At 64.2% G+C, this 18,446-nt stretch carries 20 protein-coding genes and 1 pseudogene; all 21 read right to left on the bottom strand.

Features of this window, described 5'->3' with window-relative positions; all coding sequences use genetic code 11:
- A pseudogene (locus AAG793_RS05935) lies at positions 1-350 on the bottom strand (efflux RND transporter periplasmic adaptor subunit); the annotation flags it as partial.
- Positions 347-1,633 carry a TolC family protein gene (locus AAG793_RS05930; RefSeq protein ID WP_341905299.1) on the bottom strand — a complete coding sequence of 429 codons (1,287 nt, stop codon included), beginning with the start codon at positions 1,631-1,633 and terminating at the stop codon, positions 347-349. The gene AAG793_RS05930 and the pseudogene AAG793_RS05935, both read right to left, overlap by 4 nt.
- Positions 1,634-1,709: 76 nt before the next feature.
- A complete protein-coding gene (locus AAG793_RS05925) occupies positions 1,710-2,108 on the bottom strand; it encodes a hypothetical protein (RefSeq protein WP_341905298.1) in 399 nt (132 codons plus the stop codon).
- A gap of 340 nt (positions 2,109-2,448) precedes the next feature.
- Positions 2,449-3,294: an S-methyl-5'-thioinosine phosphorylase gene (locus tag AAG793_RS05920; RefSeq protein ID WP_341905295.1), complete on the bottom strand. Its 846-nt coding sequence runs from the start codon at positions 3,292-3,294 to the stop codon at positions 2,449-2,451.
- 5 nt (positions 3,295-3,299) lie between these two features.
- On the bottom strand, positions 3,300-4,298 hold the full coding sequence (locus AAG793_RS05915; RefSeq protein WP_341905292.1) for a hypothetical protein: 999 nt from the start codon (positions 4,296-4,298) through the stop codon (positions 3,300-3,302).
- Entirely contained in the window at positions 4,295-4,777 is a 483-nt protein-coding gene (locus tag AAG793_RS05910; RefSeq protein ID WP_341905289.1) for a DUF302 domain-containing protein, read from the bottom strand. The genes AAG793_RS05915 and AAG793_RS05910 overlap by 4 nt, the downstream gene beginning before the upstream one ends.
- Positions 4,774-5,637, bottom strand: a complete 864-nt coding sequence (locus AAG793_RS05905; protein ID WP_341905286.1) for an ATP-binding cassette domain-containing protein — start codon at positions 5,635-5,637, stop codon at positions 4,774-4,776. The genes AAG793_RS05910 and AAG793_RS05905 overlap by 4 nt, the downstream gene beginning before the upstream one ends.
- The gene (gene phnE / locus AAG793_RS05900; protein ID WP_341905282.1) at positions 5,634-6,524 is read right to left on the bottom strand and encodes a phosphonate ABC transporter, permease protein PhnE; all 891 of its coding nucleotides are present in this window, start codon (positions 6,522-6,524) and stop codon (positions 5,634-5,636) included. The genes AAG793_RS05905 and phnE overlap by 4 nt, the downstream gene beginning before the upstream one ends.
- A 7-nt stretch (positions 6,525-6,531) precedes the next feature.
- Positions 6,532-7,428, bottom strand: coding sequence for a phosphate/phosphite/phosphonate ABC transporter substrate-binding protein (locus AAG793_RS05895; protein ID WP_341905279.1), 897 nt, complete (start codon positions 7,426-7,428; stop codon positions 6,532-6,534).
- Complete coding sequence (locus AAG793_RS05890) at positions 7,425-8,594, bottom strand: FAD-dependent oxidoreductase (RefSeq protein ID WP_341905276.1); 1,170 nt, start codon at positions 8,592-8,594, stop codon at positions 7,425-7,427. Before AAG793_RS05890 ends, AAG793_RS05895 begins: the two co-directional genes overlap by 4 nt.
- Positions 8,595-8,649: 55 nt before the next feature.
- Positions 8,650-9,261, bottom strand: a complete 612-nt coding sequence (locus AAG793_RS05885; RefSeq protein ID WP_341905274.1) for a TIGR04282 family arsenosugar biosynthesis glycosyltransferase — start codon at positions 9,259-9,261, stop codon at positions 8,650-8,652.
- Positions 9,258-9,935 (bottom strand): TIGR04283 family arsenosugar biosynthesis glycosyltransferase, encoded by a 678-nt coding sequence (locus AAG793_RS05880; protein WP_341905271.1) that lies wholly within the window; start codon positions 9,933-9,935, stop codon positions 9,258-9,260. Before AAG793_RS05880 ends, AAG793_RS05885 begins: the two co-directional genes overlap by 4 nt.
- 1 nt (position 9,936) lies before the next feature.
- Positions 9,937-12,102 (bottom strand): FAD-dependent oxidoreductase, encoded by a 2,166-nt coding sequence (locus tag AAG793_RS05875; protein WP_341905268.1) that lies wholly within the window; start codon positions 12,100-12,102, stop codon positions 9,937-9,939.
- Positions 12,102-13,115, bottom strand: a complete 1,014-nt coding sequence (gene arsS / locus AAG793_RS05870; RefSeq protein ID WP_341905266.1) for an arsenosugar biosynthesis radical SAM (seleno)protein ArsS — start codon at positions 13,113-13,115, stop codon at positions 12,102-12,104. The genes AAG793_RS05875 and arsS overlap by 1 nt, the downstream gene beginning before the upstream one ends.
- A 98-nt stretch (positions 13,116-13,213) precedes the next feature.
- Positions 13,214-13,906 carry a DUF3047 domain-containing protein gene (locus tag AAG793_RS05865; RefSeq protein ID WP_341905264.1) on the bottom strand — a complete coding sequence of 231 codons (693 nt, stop codon included), beginning with the start codon at positions 13,904-13,906 and terminating at the stop codon, positions 13,214-13,216.
- A gap of 870 nt (positions 13,907-14,776) precedes the next feature.
- Positions 14,777-15,472: a haloacid dehalogenase type II gene (locus tag AAG793_RS05860; protein WP_341905262.1), complete on the bottom strand. Its 696-nt coding sequence runs from the start codon at positions 15,470-15,472 to the stop codon at positions 14,777-14,779.
- A 30-nt stretch (positions 15,473-15,502) separates the two neighbouring features.
- Positions 15,503-15,811, bottom strand: a complete 309-nt coding sequence (locus AAG793_RS05855) for a hypothetical protein (RefSeq protein WP_341905260.1) — start codon at positions 15,809-15,811, stop codon at positions 15,503-15,505.
- 12 nt (positions 15,812-15,823) lie between these two features.
- Positions 15,824-16,393, bottom strand: a complete 570-nt coding sequence (locus tag AAG793_RS05850; RefSeq protein WP_341905257.1) for a carboxymuconolactone decarboxylase family protein — start codon at positions 16,391-16,393, stop codon at positions 15,824-15,826.
- Between the two features lie 161 nt (positions 16,394-16,554).
- The gene (locus tag AAG793_RS05845; protein ID WP_341905253.1) at positions 16,555-17,400 is read right to left on the bottom strand and encodes an AraC family transcriptional regulator; all 846 of its coding nucleotides are present in this window, start codon (positions 17,398-17,400) and stop codon (positions 16,555-16,557) included.
- A 37-nt stretch (positions 17,401-17,437) separates the two neighbouring features.
- The gene (locus tag AAG793_RS05840) at positions 17,438-17,797 is read right to left on the bottom strand and encodes a thioredoxin family protein (protein ID WP_341905250.1); all 360 of its coding nucleotides are present in this window, start codon (positions 17,795-17,797) and stop codon (positions 17,438-17,440) included.
- Between the two features lie 133 nt (positions 17,798-17,930).
- On the bottom strand, positions 17,931-18,368 hold the full coding sequence (locus AAG793_RS05835; protein ID WP_341905247.1) for a carboxymuconolactone decarboxylase family protein: 438 nt from the start codon (positions 18,366-18,368) through the stop codon (positions 17,931-17,933).
- Positions 18,369-18,446 lie beyond the last annotated feature (78 nt).

Genomic DNA, 18,446 nt, shown 5'->3' with positions numbered 1-18,446 from the left:
GCATAGACCGGTACCAGCATCATGTCCATGAACGGCGACTTGGCTGGCTTGTCGAACTTGCTGGCGGGCACCATGGGGTCGTGGTAGTACAAGACCTTGCGGCCTGTGGCTGGATCGGTATCGCCAGCCTTGATGCCGGCGCTGATGTGACGGCGGGTGGCCTCTTCCCCCTCGGCAATGCTTTGGGGGACAGCTGCCGGCTCCGTCCCTTGAGTCGGCGTTGCTTCACCTGGTGTGACAGTGGCCACTGTGCTGCTGCCGTTTTTCATTCCCAGGCTATACAGGCCATAGCCTGCCGCTCCCAGTACACCGACGGAAATCAACGCGCCAACGAAGTATTTCTTGTTCATTGCTGCTCCTTGGTGTGTGCTGGCAGGTTATGTTCGGGATTGAGGTACTTGAGCTGGGCCCACGAACGCGCGGTTTCCATTTCCACAGTCAAGGCCTGTATGCGGGTGTCAATCTCATCGCGGCGCGCGGCCAGTGCGCTGGCCAGATCGCCTTTGCCTGTGCGATAGCTGGTCAGCGCCGCCTCGGTGCGCTGCCGGGCTGTCGGGATCAATTCATTGCGATACCGGGCGACCCGGTCCTTACCTGTCTGCCAATCGTTGAGCCAGCCGCGCACCTCGGATTCGCGGCTTCGCAGCATGTCTTCGTAGCGAGCCTTGGCTTCGTCGACCAACGCCAGCTTGGCAGCCAGTTCGCGGTTCTGGCGATTCTTTTGATCCCATTGCAGCGGGATGGAGACGCCGATGGAGATCATGTTGGAGTAAGCCGGACCGCGCTGCGCATAACTGGCTTCAATAGCCCAATCCGATTGTTTGTTCGCTTGAGCCAGGCGGGCATCTGTTTCGGCTGAATCAACTTCAGCACTGATAAGCAGAAGATCAGGGTGCTGCTTCAAATGTCCGCTTGACACCTCACCACGCAGTGGGGTGGTGTGCCATGGCAGTGAGCCTGACAGTGGTCGGTCTGCATCCGGCGCGCCCACCCAACGGGTTAGCATCAGGCCTGCGTTGCGTGACTGTCGATCAATCTGGCTCAGGCGGTCCTCAAGCTGCATCACCGCGCTGCGTGCGGCGAACACATCGGCCTGACTGCCCCTGCCGGTGCTGTAGGAGGTGTCTGCCGCTTGCACCTGCAGCCGGGTTTCTTCGGCCTGCTGCCGCACCAGCTCACGAATGGCGTCGGCGTAATACCGCTCCAGCCAGGCCAGTGCCGTGTCGCGCTGCAGGTTGGCCAGGGTCAGCTGCCGCTGAGCCTGCACCTTCTGCGCGTCGCGTTCAAAGCGCTCTGCGCGTAACTGGCGCTTACCGGAGCGCGTGATTTCCTGCATCACGCCGATTCGGCGCATGGTCATGAAGTCACGCGTCAGACTGCCGCGATCTACGCCGTCCGCCGGGAGGTTGTCGATCCCGAACTTCAGTACCGGGTCAGGGAGCTGGCCGGCCGCAATGGCTTGCTCACGGGCAGCGGCCGTCAGCGCGCCTTGAGCGACCAGTTGCTGGGATCGACCGATGGCAATGCGCTGCGCCTCGACCAGAGTCAGAGGGTCAGCGGCCCAGGACGCAGACGCCACTGTGAGCGTCAGGCCGACAGCGACTGTCCGAAACTTCGGAAATGGGATGAACATAGAACCTCCAGAGCACGAATAACGGCCTGTCGATACACGCGAAATGCATCAGACAGGAGCTAAGTGGCCTGAAAGGTCAGAGTCGGAAGCAGCAGTTGCGGATGGCGACTGGAGGGGAGGTTGGGCGCTGAAGATGAGAAGCCTGCAGCGGCGCCTCAGAAAACACTGGTATGGCGATCTGCAAACTGAAGTCGGCAGGTAAACCGCCGATGGCAACAGGCGTTGGCACCTGGTACTTGTCAGCGGTCTGTTGGCCCGCCTGGCAATGCGCATGACACAGGTTGGGTTGCTGATCGTCCATGGTGAAGGCCATGGATTCGGCACACGGCATGCCGGCTTCGGCCATAGCGGCCGCTTCACTGAGTTTGGAACCTGAAGCAGGGCAGACATAGCTTGCCACCGCCAGCTGCATAAAGAGCAGGCTGACCAGCGCGAAGAGCGCTGTGATCAGGCGTTGGCGGCTATTTCTAGGCATGACGGGAGTTTAATGGAGCTCTGATTGGAGAGGTGTGCGAAAGTTCTTCCTTAGCCATCAGTGGCTGAAGATCACTACCGAACCTTGACTCTCGGCGGATACATATCAGCTCGCACCGTTGCAGGCATCATTCGCACGAAGCCTAGCGTAAAAGGTTCAGCTTCGGTGGTTGCCTGTAGTTACATACTTGCGTGGGCTTGAGAGGGCGCGAGGCTCTCTGTTGGATACTTCTTCATGGAGCCCCTTGAACTTCGTCCAACTTTTGGTGGTCAGTTCAAATCCGGAGCGACAGCCCCTCGCGAATTGTCTTGCACGGAGCAGAAAGTTGATTTTTGGCCGATCAACGGCGAAGGACCTCCAGCCATTCCTTTTGTGCTGGTGACAGCGCGACCTCCGGGGTGAGCAGGGCGTTGGCGAGGGCTTGCCGACTTTCAGGCTCCGGCTGCGGCAACGGCGCCTGCAGAAGCGCGTCCAGCATCTGCCGCGCCTGGGCCAGCGTCTGCCCATAGCGCTCAAAAATCGCGCCAACGCTTACATGCTGGGTGGGGTCGTCCAGCCAGCAGTCGTAGTCGGTCACCAGGCCGACCGTCGCATAGGCCAGCTGTGCTTCGCGCGCCAGAAAGACCTCGGGCACGTTGGTCATACCCACCAGATGGCAGCCGAGCTGTCGCAACATGTGGCTTTCCGCCTGGGTGCCCAGTCGCGGACCCTCCACGCAGGCGTAAGTCAAGCCACGTCGCACGGCGAGGCCGGCGCGTTGTCCAGCCGCGCACACCGCCTCCACCAGAGACGCGCTGACCGGCCGTGCCGTGGACACGTGCCCAGCAACTCCGCCACCGAAGAACGTGCGTTCACGCTGGCCGCGCGTCCAGTCGATGTACTGCGCGGGCATCGCCAGGACACCAGGTGCCACCTCCTGCGCCAGACTGCCAACGGCGGAAAACCCGAGCAGCTGCGTGGCGCCGGCGCGTTTGAGCGCAAAAATGTTGGCCCGGTAGTTCACTTCGTGTGGCAGCAGGCGGTGGCCAGCGCCATGGCGCGCCAGGAACAGCAACCGCTGACCGTGGAGGCGCCCCCTGAGAATCTCGCCAGAAGGCGTACCGAAGGGCGTGTCGCCTGCGAGGCGATCTTCCACCTCAAGTCCGTTCAGTTCGTAGAGGCCGGTGCCTCCGATGATGGCCAGCATGTTGGTCACTCCTCAATTCGAATTGTGTCGCCCACACGGTAGTCGGGGCCGTGTGCAATGCGGTGGAAATAGGATGCGTGCGCGTCGCTGCCTTCTGCCCATTGGCGCAGGAAGCGTGCGCGCACCTGAGCGGCATCGGTGTCGATGGCGATGGCGTCGATGAAGACCTCGCCCTGCTGCACCCCGAAGCGCCGCTGAGGACCTTCGAAGGGATGCAGCGCGACGCGCGTAAGCAGGCCAGCGCCATCTTCGCTGAAGTTGGGCATGCCTGCCGCACCGTTGTTGAAGATCCATTGCGCTGCTGCATCGCCGGCGCCGCGCAAGTGCTGGAACACCGGCAGGCAGGTGTGGGTGCAGGCAAACGCATCGACTTGCGCCTGGGCAAGCCAGCCTCGCACGGTGTCGCGATGGGCGTCATCTCGAAGGTGCTCCTGGGCGAAGCCCCAGCCAGCCAGCGACTGCGCGTCGCCATGGACGATACCCAGCTTCAGGTCGCCGACATCGGCCCGCAGCGTCATCGGCAGGGCCGCCAACTCAGCGCGCTGGGCGGGCGTAGCGGCCGTGCGCAGGCGTCTCAAGATGCGGTTGGAGCGCTCCACCACCGCGTTGCCGACCCAGTCTGGATAAGCGCAGCCACAGCCGGCATCGTCGTCTCCGCCTTCAGGTTCAGTAGCCAACTCGGTCTCCACGTTGCCGCGCAGCGCCGCGTGGGCTAAGACCTGGCGCTGTACCCGCGCAAACACCTCAGAGTCCACATCAAACCAATGGAAATCGCCATTGAAGACCAGCTGCGCACGCCCGCGTTCAGCGGCGAACAGTCGCAGCACTTCTTCGAGTGCCAGCTCGTTGCCGTACAAGCCACCCACCACGTAGAGCACGTCTGTGGTCGGCAAATCGGCCGCGCGGGCGAATGTTTCCGGTGCGTACCGGTAGTGCAGCGGGCAACTGCGACCGGGAGCATCGCCCTGGGTGGCGACAGCCAATGGATCGAGCCTGGCGTTCATCGTGCCACCGTCGCTTCGGCAATCGCGGCGAGCGCTTTGCGGACGTTCTCGGCGGCCGGGCACTCGGGCACACCATGCCGGTGAACCAGCCACGCCGGATCGTTGTAGCCAAGCCAGACCTGGCCGGTACCATCGGTCCAGACGAGAGCCTTTATCGGCAGGTCTATTCCCACAGTGGGAGCACATTGCATCAACGGAGTGCCTGCTTGTGGATTACCGAAGATCACCACCTCATTCGGGCGCAGCGACTGGCCGATGCGTTGAGCGGCCGCTGCGTGGTCGATTCGGGCAGTGACGTTGAGGTTGCGCTGGCGAACCTCAGCTTCCAGGCGGTTCACAGTGTCGGACTGGCTGTGCGGGCTCTTGACGGCCACCAGCCCATGCGGGCCCTGCATGCCGTGGTGCTGACGTCCGATGGCGCCGCAGCCGGCCAGCAGGATCAGCGAGGCGAGCAGCGTGCTCGTGCGAATAGGGCTCATGTGGAACTCCTGGAGTGGATGGAAGGTGCCGGGTGCAGGTACGGGATGCTGGTGGAAAGCGCAGGTGCAGACCCTGCGCCGCTAAAGAGTTCGCTGGTCCGTGACCGGTACAACTCGTGCAGACTTTCGGGCTGCACGGCCTCGATGGCAAGGTCCCACTGGACCTCGCCGCCGGCGACGCCGATCACGCGCGTGGCCAGCACGGGCAGCAATTCCGGGTCGTGGACCACGCTGATCAGCGTACGACCGGCCGGCTCAGACAAGGCGAGTAGCGCCTCGCAGACCTGCTGTGTGGCACTCGGATCCAGCGCCGAAGTCGGCTCGTCGGCCAGCACGAGCTGTGGCTGCTGTAGCTGAAGGCGCGCAAGGGCGACCTTCTGCCGCTCGCCACCGGAAAGCTGGTCTGCCCGCGCACCTGCGTACTCGCCGAGGCCGAGTGCCGCCAATGCCGAGTCCGCCTCATGCAACAGCGCCGCCGGGTACAGGCGCAGCCAGCTGCGCCAGGCGTCGGCACCATAAAGCCGGGCCAGTGCGCCGATGATGACGTTTTCTCGAGCGCTGAGCCGCGGCACCAGGTGCAGGCCCTGCATCAGCAGGCCCACCGCCTGCCGCGGGACTTCTTGCGCTGGACGTCCGAGGACCTGAACCTCCCCGGCAGAGGGCGCCAGCAGGCCAGCGAGCAGCCGCAGCAGGGTGCTCTTGCCCGCTCCGTTGGGCCCGACGATGGCCACGCGCTCGCCGCGGCGCACCTCCAGCCGGTGCACGCGCAGCAGGCACCGACCGGCAGCCTCTACGCGCACTTTGTCCAGCCGGACCGCGACTGGGGCGTCTGCCTGTTCGCTGGGAACCGGGATGCTCACAGCAAAGCCTCTCGCACGCGCCGGGACAGGGCATCGAACGCCATCACCAGCGCCACCACCACCAGAAGGATCGTGGCCAGCCGGCTCCACTGGAACAGGCTCACCGCCTCGCTGATCAGCAGGCCCAAGCCTCCGGCGCCGATCAGGCCGAGGATGGTCGAGTCGCGGATGTTGAACTCCCACACGTACAAATGGTGGCTGATGAACTGCGGCAGCACCGATGGCCACACACCATGGAAGAAGACCTGCACTGGACCGGCTCCGGTGGCCCGCACTGCCTCGATGGAGCCCATGTCCAGCGCTTCGATGCTTTCCGCGAACAGTTTGCCGTAGGTGCCCATCGAGTGCAGTGCGATGGCCAGGACGCCAGCGGTCGGGCCAAGACCGACGATGCCGACCAGCACCAGCCCGAACACCAGCGTGTGGATGGAGCGAGCGACGTCGAGCACACCCTTGGCCGCCCAAGCCAGGGCGCGCGGTGCACGCAGGTTGCGCGCCACGGCCATCGACAGTGGAAGGGCCAGGGCAGCAGCGAGCAACGAACCCAGTGTGGCGATCTGGAAGGTGGTCCAAGCGGCCCGACCCAGCGCCGCCAAAAAGTCGGCCTCCACCAGGCGGCGGTTCTCCACACGTAGCACCGTGCCATCGTCGCTTCGATACTCCAGCCTTTCCGGTCCGAACCAGACATCCAGGAAACTTGGCCTTGAGAAGTCGCCCAAAGACTTCAGCAGGTTGTCCCAGGGGTTGCGACCCAGGGATAGGTCGCCGGCCGCCGCCAGCGTCCACGCGCAGCCCAGCACCAGGGCGGCATACACCGTGGCCAGCGCGAGAAAGCCCAGACGCCCGCGCGCCACGGGGTCGCTGGGCGGGGCGAGCGCAGCACTCATCGCCGGCTCACTTCGCAGCCAGTGTTCCGGTGGCCAGGCCGGCGTCGCGGATCGGCTTGTAGAAGGCGTTGTCGGTGTCGACGAAACCGGTGTAGTTGGCCGGCAGCAAGGAGGCCTGCGTCTTGAGCAAAGGACCCACCTCGGCCAGCGCTGCCTGCAGCCGCCGCACGAACGCCTTGTCCTGGAACAGCGTTGCGCTGACGCTCACGGCGTCGTTGGGCAGCGGCGCCGACTGCCAGATGATCTTGCTGCGCTCGGCCCGGATCAACCCCTGGTCGATCATCGCAGTGCGGTTGCGGTTGTAGTCGGCGCCGGCGTCGATTTGTCCGGCCGTTACCTGGGTCTGGATAGCCTGGTGCTTGGTGTAGACCACCCGTCCGAAGTGCTTTTCGGGGTCGATGCCCTGCTGCATGAAGAAGTGCCGGGGAATCAGGTAGCCCGAGGTGGAGCCCTTGTCACCGAACGCGAAGCTGCGTCCCTTGCCCTTGGGGCCGAGCAGATCCTGGATGCTGGAGAGCCCCGAGTCAGGGTGCGTCACGATCATCGCGAAATACTCCGGCTTGCCCTGGTACAGGATGGTGGACACGACCTGCGCGTTGGCAAAGTGGTTGGCCAACACATAGCCCCAGGGACCCATCAACGCGATGTCGGTCTCGCCATTGGCCAGGCTCTTAGCCAGGCCCTCCCAGCTGTCGACCGTACGGAGCTCGACCGGCCGAGCCAGCCGCTGCGACAGGTGCTGCGCCAGTGGCCGGTAGGTGGCGTCGTTCTTCTCGCGATCAGGCTGGAACATGCCAACGCCGAACTTCAGTGGGGCGGCTTGGGCCAAGGCCAGCGGGGGCAAGGCAAGGACGGCGGCTGTGCCGGCTGCGCCTGTGAGAACTTGGCGGCGTGAGGAGCTCATGCGATGTCGCTTTCGTAGGAAGTGGAAGAAGTGGAAGAAGTGGAAGAAGTGGAGGAAGTGGTCTTGGCGTAGCGCGCGATGAAGCGCCGGTCGATGAAATCCTTCCAGCGCCATGCCCAGGATCCGCTCGCGCCGAAAGGTCCGCGCGACGCGATGGCGCGGCCGTCCGCGGTTGCCAGTAGCACCAGGAACTGGCGCTGCGGGCGGTAGGGCTTGCCGGCCACGGGACCGTCCAAGGCGGCGCGCAAGTTGTTCGAGAGGACGGGGCCCATGCGCACTGCGATCACGCCTGCCTTTGGCAACGCGTGGGGGCCGGATGCCCAGTCGGCGCAGTCGCCCACCGCGAACACTGCCGGGTGTGAGACTGAACGCAGTTGCGCGTCCACCTGCACAAAGCCCTGCGCGCTTACGGCCAGCCCGCCTCGGCGCATGGGATCGCGCTGCCAGTCGTGCGCTTCGGCGCCTGTCGTCCACAAGACCAAATCGCTGCTGCGGCCGATGGCATCGCACCATCGGCTGCCCAGTTGCACGGTCACGCCGGCACGGGCCAGCGCACGTCGTGCCGCTCGGCGGGCCGAAACCGACAGGCCGGGCAGCAATTGCGCGCTGCTGGTGACCAGGCCGCCTTGCACCGGGCGGTCGGGGCGCAAATGACGCAGCCGGGCCAGCACCGCCAGCAGCGATTCGACGCCGGCTGCGCCGCCACCGACCGCGGTCACGGTCCAGGGCCGATCCGTCGGCCCACGCGACCAGTCCGCCAGCACCGCTTCGTAGGCGGCGGGCAGCGCCGACAGCGGCCGCATGGCCAGCATTCGAGCGCATTCCCCCGGTGGCGGGCGCAAGGTAGAGCCGACGTTGAGCGACAGCAGGTCATAGCCCAGTGCCTCGCCGGTGGTCAGTATGAGTTGGTTGCGGTCGGGATCGAGCGTATCCACCTCGGCGGCGACCCAGCGCGCGCCGGCGGCGGCGCACAACCCCCGAAAGTCGATCACCATCTCGTCCAGCCGATAGGTGCCGGCCAGCCAGCCGGGCACCATGCCGGAATAGGGCGCCAATGCCTGTGGTGACACCACGACTAGCTCCACTCCGGACAGCGGCACGCGTGACCACTCGAGCAGCACCTGCGCATGAGCATGGCCAGCGCCAGCAAGTACCAGCCTCTTCATTGGAGACCTCCGCCTACGGCTGCGGTGCCGCAAGCCTTCGGAGTGGCCGGGCGGCTCATGTTAGCCACCCTGCAGGCAGGTGCACCAGGTCGGCAGGCTCGTCCACATCAGGGACTGGCGGCAGCTCAGCCCAGCGCAGGCCGGTGGCCTTCATGCGGCCGCGCGTGTTCGACATCACCTCGGCCGTGCTCCAGGCCATACCGTCGAACAGGCAAGCCTGCGGCTGTCGCAGGCCGATCAGCGCATAGCCGCCGTCCAGTGCTGGCACGAACACCGCGTCGTACTCTGCCAGTGCGCGCAGGGCCCGGCGCAGACAAGTCGTGTCGAGCCCCGGCGCGTCGGTGCCGATCATTACGGCGCAATCATGCAGCGCCAATACGCGTACGAAGGCGCGATGCATACGCTGGCCCAGGTCGCCGTCGCCCTGCGTGGCCAACTGCAGGCCATGGTCTCGCGCCAGTCGGTCGAACGCGGGATGGGCAGCATCGGGCGTAGCGCAGACCTCCAGCGTGTCGGGCGTCGCTTCGGCTGCAACCTGCGCGGCGTGCGCCAGCATGCGCTCTGCCAACGCCGCGGCACCTGCAGCGCCCAGCGCGGGGATTAAACGCGTCTTGGCCAGCCCCGCCACTGGCGCCTTGGCCATGATGACGACGGCGCTACGGCTCATCGGTAGGCCTCCGCCAGCGCCTGCGCTGGTGCGCCGCGCCAGTAGCGCCAGCGCAAGTGCCACATCAGGAAGATAGTGCGCCAGACGCCCCGAGTTTCCCAGCGGCGGCCCGAGGTCGTGACCCGCTGGCGCAGGCAGGCCGGGCGTCCCAGCGCGCGCAGCCGGCGCGACATCTCCACGTCCTCCATCAGCGGCTGGTCGGGGAAGCAGCCCACGCGGTCAAAAACCGCACGGGTTACGAAGATGGCCTGGTCGCCGGTGGCGATGCCGCTCCAGCGCGAGCGCAGGTTCATCAGCGCAGCCACCACGCGCAGCATCAGTGGCCGGCCGCTGATGCACACGTCAAAGCGGCCCCAGGTTGCATCGGCTACCAGCGCCCGGCGTACAAGATGGTCGGCGCCGTCGGGGAGTTGCGTGTCGGCGTGCAGGAACAGCAGCAGGTCGGAGGACGCCGCGGCAGCGCCGGCGTTCATCTGGCGCGCCCGGCAGGCGGGCGCTGCCAGCACCTGGTCCGCCAGCGGTCGGGCCAGCGAGATGGTGGCGTCGCTGCTACCGCCATCACAGACGATAACTTCGGCGCCCCGTGATCGCGGCAGCGCCAGCTCACGCAAAGTGGCCTCGATGCTTCCCGCTTCATTCAACACGGGCACGATGATGGACAAGGTGGGCTTCACGTCAGGCGCGCTCCCAGGCGTGGTAGCGCTCCGCCCATTGCAGCAGGCGCTGCGGTGCATGGGCGCGCTTCCACTCGCCGGCGGCGTACTTGTTGGCCTCCGCCAGCGTGGGGTAGGTGTGGATGGTTCCCAGAATCTTGTTCAACCCCAGGCCATGCTTCATCGCCAGCACGTATTCGGCTAGCAGGTCACCGGCGTGCTCGCCAACAATGGTCACGCCCAAAATCCTGTCCTTGCCCGGCACCGTGAGCACCTTCACGAACCCATGATCGGTGCCGTCGGCGATGGAGCGGTCCAGGTCGTCGAAGCCGTAGCGGGTAACCTCTACGGCAATGCCCTGCTCCTTGGCTTCGTTCTCCGACAGACCAACCCGGGCGACTTCCGGATCGGTGAACGTGGTCCAGGGAATCACTGAGTAGTCGGCCTTGAAGCGCCGCACCCGGCCAAACAGCGCGTTCACCGCCGCGTACCAGGCCTGGTGCGCCGCCGTGTGAGTTAACTGGAACGGCCCGGCCACATCGCCCACTGCGTAGATGTTGGGGAAGTGGGTGCGCAGGTAGGCGTCGGTCTCGATGGTCTTGCGCGCCGTGAGCGGCATATCCAGCTCCTCCAGGCCGTAGCCGGTGGTGCGCGGGCTGCGGCCCACGGCACACAGCAACTCATCGAAGGGGAGAGCCACTTCCTGGCCGTCGTGCTTCGCAATCAGGTGTTTCTCACCATGATTCATCTCGACCCGCAGCGCTTCATGCCCGGTCAGCACCTGGACGCCGTCATCGCGCAGCGACGCTGCCACCAGGGCCGAGACCTCCGGGTCCTCGCGCACGAGCAAGCGGTCGGCCATCTCCACCTGCGTGACCTGACTGCCGAGGCGCGCAAACGACTGCGCCAGCTCGCTGCCAATCGGTCCTCCGCCCAGAACCAGCAGGCGCCGCGGTAGTTCCTTCAGGCCCCACACCGTGTCGCTGGTCAGCACGCCGGCCTCGGCCAGGCCGGGGACCGGCGGCACGAAGGGACTGGCGCCGGCGGCGATGACGATGTTACGCGTGGTGAGCGTGCGGGAGCCGCCATCGGCTAACGCGACTTCTACGCTCCACGGGCTGGTGATGCGGGCATGGCCCTGCAGCACTTCCACCCCGAGCCGGGTGTAGCGTTCTACAGAGTCGTGCGGTTCGATGGTGCGGATCACGTCGTGCACCCGCTGCATCACGGCCGCAAAGTCCACCGTGCCGCGCGCATCCTTGACCCCGAAGCGGTCGGCCGTGCGGATCTGCCGCGCCAGCTTGGCACTGCGGATCAGTGCCTTGCTGGGCACGCAGCCGTAGTTCAGGCAATCGCCGCCCATCTTGTGACCTTCTACGAGGGTGACCTTGGCCTTAACCGCCGCCGCGATGTACGCACTGACCAGGCCGCCGGCGCCAGCGCCGATCACCACCAGGTTGCGGTCGAAACTTGACGGCTTCTTCCATCCTGCATAGCGCTTACGCGCCTGCAGTCTGTCCGCCACAGCCTTGGCCACCAGCGGAAACACGCCGAGCAGCACGAAACTGCCTAGTAGCCTGGCCGAGAACACATCGCCGGGCGTGTTGATGGCAGCCAGCTGGGTGCCGGCGTTCACATACACCGCGGTACCGGCGAGCATGCCGAGCTGGCTGGCCACGTAAAAACGCAGTGCCGTGATTGAAGTCAATCCCATCAGGAGATTGATCAGCCAGAAAGGGAACAGCGGGACCAGGCGCAGGGTGAGCAGGTACCAGACGCCGTCGCGCTTCATGCCATTGTTGATCGGCGCCAGCCGGCGGCCGAAGCGGGCCTGAATCATGTCGCGCAACAGGTAGCGGGCTGCCAGGAAGGCCAGCAGTGCGCCGATGCTGGACGCGAACGACACCACGAGCAGACCCATGCCCAGGCCGAAGATGGCGCCGGCGGCCAGGGTGAGAATCACCGCGCCTGGAATTGACAGAGCGGCTGCCGCCACGTAGAGAGCAAAAAACACCAGCACGGTGGCCAGCGGCTGGGTCTGGTAGCGGCCTACCAGCGCGTCGCGGCTGGCCTTGAGGTTCTCCAACGTCAGCAGTTGACCCAGCTCGTAGTGGCGATACAGCAGCACGGCCACGACCGCGGCAATCCCGACGCCGATCCAGAGCAGCATTGAACGGGCGGGCCGCATCAGAGGACTCCGGTGGGCGCGAATTTCAGGACGACCTCCAGCGGTGGGGTGGGCTCCAGAGCACCACCGCAGCTGCTGCCCTGACCGGCTGTGCAGCCGTAGCAGTGATCCGCAATGCGTATGTCCTCGCCGTCCGGGTCGTGTGAGAGCAAGTCGCGCAGGTGCGGACGCTGGATGTCGCCCAGCCGCGCGTTAAGGCCCAGCATCTGGTTGAAATCGCAGTCGTACAGGTAGCCCTGCCAGTCCACGCTGACCATGCTGCGGCACATCACCGTGTCAAGGTTCTGCGGTTGGTAGGCACCGCGCAGCAGCTGCATATAGCTGCCGAAGGTGCCCTTGCTCACCAGCGTACTGCCAAAGCGCTGCACCGGCATGTTGGTGAGCGCGAACAGGTGGTTGAATCGGATGCCGAAGTGCGCCAGCAGCTCGCGCTTGTAGTCGCTTTCCAGCGCACCCTGCGGTGGGGGTAGCAATGCACCCTGCGGGTTGTAGACCAGGTTAAGTACCAGGCCGCTGCCGTCCTGACCGTAGCCCAGGGTGTTGAGCTGCTGCAGTCCGGCGATGCTGCAGTCGAAGACGCCGTCGCCGCGCTGCCGGTCCACGTTGGCTGGCGAGTAGCAGGGCAGCGAGGCGGTGATCTCCACACCCTGCTGCGCGAGGAACTCTGCCAGGCCGTCCTGCCCAGGCTCCGAGAGGATGGTGAGGTTACAGCGGTCGATTACGCGCACGCCCAAAGCGCGGGCGCCACGGACAAGGTCCCGGAAATGCGGGCTCAGCTCCGGTGCGCCGCCGGTCAGATCCAGCGTGGCGATGCCGCGCGCGCGCAGCACGTCTAGCACCAGGGCGGCGTGCTCGGCATCCATCATTTCGGTACGCTGGGGGCTGGCCGCAACGTGGCAGTGCAGGCAACTCTGATTGCATTTGTAGCCGAGGTTCACCTGCAGTGTGTCGAGCTGGCGGCGGCGGATGGGCGGGAAGTCGGTGGCAGCGAGGAGGGGCAGTGTGGCGTGCATAATGGGCGTGGCGATCGATGATTGAGTGTTGTCCAGATGTGGGGGTTTGCAGGCCGTCAGCGCATTACGCAAGCGCCCTGTTCCGACACACAGTGCAGTTAGGCAAAGCCGGCGCGAGCCGACTCCCCGGCGTTGTTGGTGTCTGCCGTCACAGCCAGCTGCATAGGACGGGCCAATGTGCCCCAAAACCAGGTCACATCACGGCCGACATTGCGACGCTCCTGCACCCAAGCACCCGTATCTGCCGCGCTGCTAAGCAGCACGACCATGGCAGGACGATCGGTGTAAGCATTGGGGCGTTCTGTATCTGCGGGTTGGCGATTATCCAAGACATAGTTGACTGCTGCATCTGGCACCGAGGGACCCCAGATCGTGCGAGGGATGCGAAGCTGCGCACGCAGCCCGGGGCTTTTCTCAGATTCCGGCAACGCAAGGCTCATGTAGAGCCGGGCCGCGTAATCGTTGCCACTGCGCTGCGTCACATCGGCGGACTTCAGGGGGGCGTCGATCCACCAGCACCGCACCGGCGTACGCTGGAGGTCGACTTCCAGCGGCCGAGCAAGCAGCGAGATGCTAGTGGCGGATTTCACCTCCAGCGCAGGCACACCGTCCCAGTTGCGCAGAGTGAACGTGTTGGGCTGCAGGTCAGCTTTGATTCGCACCTCCTGCCAGGGTGCCATACCGAGGTCAAAGCGGCTGGCCCGAACCGCCTCGGCGACGTTTGGGAGTGCTGCCAGCATGGCGATGCAAAAAAGAACATGGCGCTGGGACGTACTTGCGTAAAGGTTCATGGTCCCCACGCAAGTCGCTCGGCTGCGCCGTTTGGTTACAGTACGGCAAAATAAAAGGTGGACATTGTTATAACCGAACCGGGGCTGCCGACAACTAGCAGCGGAGCAGATAACGGTCACACACGCACGGTTCGGCTCGTTCAAGCATAGCGAATACGGATCATGAACATAGTCGCATGGGTCGACACGCTGGCGCGCGGCGCCCGGTAGGGCCGTGCTGGCCGTGGTACTCATGATGGTTGGTTTGGGTGCGTCGATGATGGCCAGCTCAGCGCCTGAGCACCGAATGCACCTACGGACGGCAAACGGCGTATCCCAGTGTCCCTGGCTCGTGCGTACTGTTGCTGCCGGCGCTCGGCTTTTCGTTCTGGGCCATGTGCGGTCTCGTGCTGACTCAGCTGCGCATGGCCGGCTTCGCCGCAGGCCTGCTGGCGGGGGCAGTAGGTGCTTTTGGCTATTCACTCGCCTGCCCAAAAGCCTCGGGGGCTTTCGTGTCGGTCTGGTATACGCCGGGCATCGTGCCCGCTGAAGTGCTCGGCGCCGCCCTAGGGCCCCAAGACTTGAGGTGGCCAGGCAGCTTACGCGCCGAACGTCCGCCCAAAGACTGCCAGGTCCCACACGACGACCTCCGGCAGCGCAGCGAGCGGTAACCTCTGCTGCTACTCGCGCGCAATGAAGACGCTGCACCGACCCGCCCGCTGAGACCCGGCCCAACCATGGGCAGCGACCATACTGCAGGCAGCTAGTACCACGCCGATCTCTCCCGCGTACGGTTTGACGGGGAATGAGCATGGTGAGTTTCTGGTGATTCGTGATGATGTTAAGGTGTTTGGCGACCACATGACCGGGTGTGTAGTGAATTGAAATACCTCAGGCACCCAAGTGTTGTGCCAATGCTGGAAAGTCGTCCACCACGATGGTGCAGTCGGGATGTGGATGCGGATCGGGGGGGCCGGCGGTACCCCACTCCAAAGGGCGCCGCACGAAGGCGGTGTGGTAGCCGCATGCGCGCGCTGCATTGAGATCGAAGTTGTGGCAAGCCACCATCAATATCTGACCAGGCGCAACATTCATCCAGCGCGCCGCCTTTTCGTAGGCCACTGGCTGCGGTTTGTAGGCGCCGATCATCTCGCAGGAGATCACGGCATCCCATTCAAGGCCATTGCGTCTGGAGACGGCCATGACCATGGCCAGTGGCAGCATGGTGAACGAGACCACAGGAAGCTTGCGTTTCAAGCGACCCAAAGCCCCAGCAAAGTCTGGCCACGCGTCCAGCCCGTACCAGGCTCGATAGATATGAGCGCGGTCCTGCGATGTGAACATCTCGAGGCCGTGTTGCGACAACACGCCATCGAGCTCAGTGCGGTGCACGTCGTCCATGTTGAATGCCGGCTTCAGTTTGCCCACGATGCCGGCCATGGACGCGCGCCGGTAATCATTGGTTACCGCGTGCCAGTCACGCTCGACACCATAGCGCTGTCCGGCAAAGGCCAAGGCTTTGCAGACGCCGCTGTGCCAGTCGAGAACCGTACCACCGGTATCAAATGCCAGTGTCTGTATGTTCATTGAACTATTTCCTTTTGGTCGAGCTACGCTTCAACCGCCACCACGATGGGTCTGCAGGTCAAAGCATTTCTGAATCCGGTAGCGAGCTTCATCGTGCAGGTCTTTGTATGCGAAAGTCACTTGCAGCTGTGGAATCTCCAGCGACCCAATGCGTCTCGAAAGCAAGATGTTCCAGCGCAACTCCATCGACCCATCGATCCAGATGGCCACGTTGCGCTGACCGGTCACGTCGGTTGCTAGCTCGGCATCGGGCAGAGCGCGCGGCAACCACGAGACCAGCTCCGAAGAGGTGCAGCCCATGACCCGCTCAAACATCTGTGGAACAAATGCGGGGGTCATGGGTTTGCAGGATCAGTCGACTTTGTAGGCCGAAAAACGCTCGTCCACTGGCGTGGCAAAAGCGTGGTTGGAATAGTTGCTCAGAACCTTAACGGACACAGCCAGCATGATGTAGAGCAGATCACGCTCCTGGTAACCTGCCTCAAGGAACGCCTTTACCGTGGCGGGGCTGGGCTGGCCCAACGACTTAACCATCTCTGTGGTGGTTGCGAACAGCGCGGCAAGTTTGGCCTCGGGAATGGGTTGCTGTTGACGTATGGCCTGCAGGACTGGGGCGGGAACGCCAGACATCTTATCGGCGATCATGCTGTGCGCTGCTGTGCAGTAGGTGCAGCCGTTGGTTTGGCTGACCGCGAGGAACACCACTTCCTGCTCCGCGGATGTCAGGCCAGACTCACTGCGGAACAGTGCATAGCCATGCAGGTAGGTACTGAGAACGGCCGGAGCGTTGGCCATGTTGGCGTACATGTTGGGGATGAAGCCAACCTGCTTGAGGGCAGTGTCCAGAATGGCCTTCTGCGCGCCCTCTGCTCTGGCGTGGTTGATGGGTTGGAGTTGGTGGATGTACGGGGCGGCAGACATGGAAGGAAGGCTCCTGGGTTGTGTTTGCAATGCTTCACCGATCACCAGGTGATGTGCTCGATGAACGTTGCACAATGCTAGTTGGTCACCGTATCCAACTAGCAACCAGCCGTCTCCATTTCCATACCCGCCGTTTCCCGGAAGGTGAGTACACGGGAATATCAAGGACTGACCGCGTTTTCGGTCTGCTTTAGCAAGACTTGCTGCCGCAGCCATTGTCCCGGTGCTATCCCGAGCCGGCGCGCAAACGCGCGCGACAGGGCGCTCGCGCTGCCATAGCCCACGTCTTCGGCCACCTGCTTGACCGGCGCGCCGCGTGCCAGCAGGCGCTGCGCCGTCATTACGCGCCAGGCTGACAGGTAGTCAGCCGGGGTCTCGCCAGTCACTTCCCGAAACCGTACTGCAAAGCGGGCACGTGACATGCCGGCCAGTTGCGCCATGCTGGGCAGGTCCCACGGGTGCCGGGGGTCTTCATGCAGTGCGGCCAGCACAGGGCCCAGGCGCACATCGGCCAGGCCTGCGAGGGAGCCCCCTTGCGTCAGGCCACGGACCATGCAGTGGCGCAGCAGGCGCACCATGAGCACCTCACAGAGGCGGTCCAGCACGCCCTGGCGACCTGGGTGTTCATGAAAGGCTTCTTCAAACATCAGGTCCAGCAAAGCGTCCACGCCCGGCATCTGCACCAGTGGCACCTGCACCAGATCGGGTAGCGATGCCGTGATCGGGTTGACACCCGATCCTCCGAACTGCACCGTGGCACAGACCACGTCCGCGCCGGGCCCGTCATCGGTCACCAGCCGGTGCTGGTCTGGGCGGGGCAGGAACATCAAGGTGGGCTCATCGACCTTGAAGCGGCGCTGCGTCACGCCGCGCACCTGCACCGTTCCACTCCGGATCAGGTGCAGATGCCCTCGCCGTGCATCATGTTCAAAATCGTGAATGCCGCAGATGTTGCCGGTATAGAAAACACCGGCTTGTAGGGAGAAGCTGTTTAGCAGCGAGGCCATGATATCCATAGCCTGATGATACGACCGGTCAAAAAGATTACCGAATAAATGTCATTTCGTTTCGAAATTCCAGGGCGTTCAACAACGGTTGCCAGCTTGCGGCCTCGGCATCGCCCAGCCGCAGCGAGCCCTGCTGAGCTGCATCGCAAAGACGCTGCAACATGCCTGACTGAGGCGTGACCGGGCCGACAAAACACAAAGCGCCTTCTCCGTCCACAATCAGGACCATGGGGAAGGTCGTGATTTCGGTCTCGTCCAAAGCGGCCTCGAAGTCCTCCACATCGACCCAGTGCATGCGCCATTCGGGGCGTGCTTCTGCCATTGCAGTGAGCACGGGCAGGTAGTCGCGGCAGGTACCGCACCATGCGGCACACACGCACACCACTTTCAATGTCACGCCTGCGCCCCAGGTTTGACAGCCGCATCCAGATAAGCCGCGAGGGGTTCATAGCCCCGATTGCGAAGGGCCTGTCCCCGTGCGCTGAATACCCCGGGATTGCCCTTTACCCCATGACCCTCCAGCAGCCGGTTCATGAAGTCGAACAGGCACACGGTGAGAACGGCGTCGTGCAGCGCGGCCTCGGTCCACCCGGCGGCAAACACGGCTTGAGTGTCCCGCTCTGCTCTGTCATGCGGGTGAGTTCTAGGGTGAGCTTGCGTGCATAGAGCAGCAGGGCTCCGAGGCGTTCATCTATGTAGGCTGTATCGATATATGCCAGCAGGGCTTCCAGCGCTTGCGCATCCAGGCTGAAGGCCTGCGCGGTTTGCGAATGCACACCCCAACAAGACTGGCAGGCATTCAGCCGGAATACGTAGGCCAGGATCAGCTCTTTGTGGGCTGGCGTCAGCGGCCCAGCGTTTCTAAGGGCAGCGGTGTGGAACGCGACCAGCGCACGATCGGCCTCAGGGATCAGTGTGAGGATGTGGCGAACGCCGGCGTCGGCTGGCAGGGAGGGAAAGAAGCTCATGGATGGGTTCCTGGGTGAATTACGCGCACAGATGGGAGCACAGCGAACCCGAAAGAAGCCGCCCCCCGCTCAACAACG

Source organism: Polaromonas sp. YR568 (assembly GCF_943372955.1).
Classification (GTDB): domain Bacteria; phylum Pseudomonadota; class Gammaproteobacteria; order Burkholderiales; family Burkholderiaceae_C; genus Polaromonas.
This window is presented reverse-complemented; position numbering and strand designations above follow the sequence as displayed.